The sequence below is a fragment of the Bradyrhizobium uaiense genome (assembly GCF_010811875.1).
GTDB lineage: Bacteria > Pseudomonadota > Alphaproteobacteria > Rhizobiales > Xanthobacteraceae > Bradyrhizobium > Bradyrhizobium uaiense.
This window is the reverse complement of record NZ_VKHP01000451.1, coordinates 1-2,573: the sequence shown is the minus strand read 5'-3', so window position 1 is coordinate 2,573 and position 2,573 is coordinate 1. Positions and strand designations below refer to the sequence as shown.

Sequence of the window (2,573 nt, the reverse complement as noted above, 5' to 3'; positions counted from 1 at the left end):
GTCGTCCGTGAAGAATGCGGATTGACCTGAAAAATAAGCAAAAATGTTCTTGAGAAAGTATTCGATTTTGCAGGAAAGCGGTGTGTGGGACCTGGCTTTCCTGCGTTTTGGGATTTCGTTTTTGGGCGGTTCGTGATTCCCTGACGGCGTCGTCGACATTGGGGAATGCGATGAGCAAACCGCGGGATGATCGCCAGAAGGACCTGCTGCTTCCGGCCCTGGATCAGATCATCGACATGGGTCATCCGCTGGTGCGGTTGGCGGCGCTGATCGACTGGAACGTGCTGAATGAGCGCTTTGGTTCGGTGTGCCAGGCAGGGTCAGGGCAGCCGGGGTTGCCGACGCGGCTGATCGCCGGCCTGTTCATTCTGAAGCACATGCACAACCTGTCGGATGAGGTGCTGTGCGCCCGCTGGATCGAGAACCCCTCACATGGGGAATTGGGTGTCAAGACAAGATGCACCTTTTTGTTTGACTGGAGCCACCTTTTCGTCCCGACCACATGCGCTCTTGGATGGCGCGCGCAGATCAAGTCAAGGCCGGCCCGAAGGGACGCCGCGAAGCGGATTGGCCTTGATTTGATCGAGCACGCCATCCAGCTTTTATGGTTGGGTGTAAGCTGCTTCTCTCCTCGCGAAGCGCAAAGTCAAATCGATCGGTTTCCAAGTTCCAAAGCCCGACTGCATGACGCGGCTCGATTGCCGAGCCTGGTCCACCTCACATTCGGTCGCCGCTCATGACGGCCGCACCAATATCCCGCTTGCGGCGGGCGGGGCTCAGGATGACGAGACCATTCTATTAGTCGGCATTTCGCCATGGGGTTCTTCGGCTCGTCGACCTGGGCCACCAGGGTTGATGAATCCTGGTGGCTTTCGCGATGGCTTGAGCGGATTAGGTGCTCTTCATGATTGCTCCCTCAATGAGGACGCCGGAGGTCGCGTACTTCCAAAGCGCAACGAGCAACTTGCGCGCCAGCGCCACGATGGTCGATTTCTTCAACCGACCCCGATTGCGCTGGACGCGTCATTGAACCATTGGGTCAGCACTGATTTGGGTTGATGCCGCAGCCACAGCCATGCCATCTGGATCAACGTCGCTCGCAATCTCGGATTGCCTGCTTTCGAGACGCCTTGCTCTCGATCGATGGACCCGCTCTGCCAGGGCGTCGGCGCCAACCCCGCATAAGCGGCAACCTGGCGACGGTTGTCAAAATGTCGGAACAGTCCCTCCGACCATAGGATGGCGGCACACTCGGTGCCGATCCCCTTGAACTGAAGCAGCATCGTGACTGGCGAAGGTGTTGCCGCGGCGGCTTGTACTGCGATGAGCGCGTCGCGTTCGGCCTCGACCGCCTTGATCTGTTCGAGTAGAAGTTCAAGTCGATCCAACTCCCGGCGTATTTGGGCTTGCATATGTGCAGGTAGTGCACGCCCATCACCGGTTCGCAGTTCAGCAAGCCGCTCTCGCCGATCCTGGCGTAGCGGCCCGTAGTTCGTAGTCCCTTGCGCGAACAAGAGGCCCTTGATGCGATTGACATGAGCGACGCGCTCGACGATCAGCGCCTTCCGCTCGCGGCAGATCCGCCGCCGATCCTCTTCCTCTGGAGACGGAGGGCGCGCCATGGCGCACACGCGCGGCTCGCCCCGTTTATAAGCCATCAGCGTTCGCAGCAATGCCTCACCATCAATCCGATCCGTCTTAGCTCGCCTGCTTCGGCGTGATGCCGCAATCGAAGCTGGGTCCACGACGTGGCTTTCGATTCCTTCCTTCTCAAGGACCCGATGAATCCAGAAGCCGTCAAGACCGGCCTCCTGAATGGTGATCATCGGATAGGTGTGCCCGGTTTTGATACGGCTTTTCTCGCCAAGCTTCGAAAACAGCGCGAACAGTCCGGGCACGTCCCCGGCCAGGACAGAATGCTTTGACATCTTCTCACTTCTCCCCGGCGACAACGATGTGATCAACCAGGTTGAGCGACTGAGTTCCAGTGACACGAAAATCGCACCAAGATTGGTGCGGATAACGGTCGGTTGTGAGGATTGTGCGGCTGTATGCATGGTCACCTTCAGGATGATTGTTTGGGCAACCGCATTCTGCAAAAATGCCGGCTGCCATCCACCCATGGGATCTACTACCAATACTTCTGCGGCGAATTGAGTTTCTGCCACCGTCTGCCATTCGATCGATCGTCGATGACCCGCTGGCGCCAACGGCTTGGCGAGGAACAGCTCGTCGCGCTGATCCAGGAAAGTCTGTCAGTGGCGCACAAGACCGGAGCCATCGGTGCCAAGGACCTGGAGCGAGTGGTGGTCGACACCACGGTCCAGCCCAAGGCCGTTGCGCATCCGACCGACGCGCGGCTGATGCATCGAGCAATCATCAAGCTCGTCGGGCTCGCCAAGCGCAACCGCGTGCCGCTGCGCCAGAGCTATCTACGCTTGGCCAGGCGCGCCGCCATCATGGTCGGCCGCTATACCCACGCCCACCAGTTCAAACGCGCCCGGCGGCAGCTCAAGTTCCTGCGGACACGGCTCGGCCGGATCATCCGCGACATCCGCCGCAAGATTGATGGC

General features: G+C 59.3%; 3 pseudogenes. 2 read left to right on the top strand and 1 reads right to left on the bottom strand.

Annotated elements, in window-relative coordinates:
* Window positions 1-170: 170 nt before the first annotated feature.
* Window positions 171-428 (top strand): annotated as a pseudogene (locus FNJ47_RS45590) (transposase); the annotation flags it as partial.
* A gap of 463 nt (window positions 429-891) precedes the next feature.
* Here the strand turns inward: FNJ47_RS45590 and FNJ47_RS45585 are convergent.
* Window positions 892-2,057: pseudogene (locus FNJ47_RS45585) on the bottom strand (IS110 family RNA-guided transposase).
* A gap of 72 nt (window positions 2,058-2,129) precedes the next feature.
* Here FNJ47_RS45585 and FNJ47_RS45580 point away from each other — a divergent pair.
* Window positions 2,130-2,573 (top strand): annotated as a pseudogene (locus FNJ47_RS45580) (IS5/IS1182 family transposase); the annotation flags it as partial.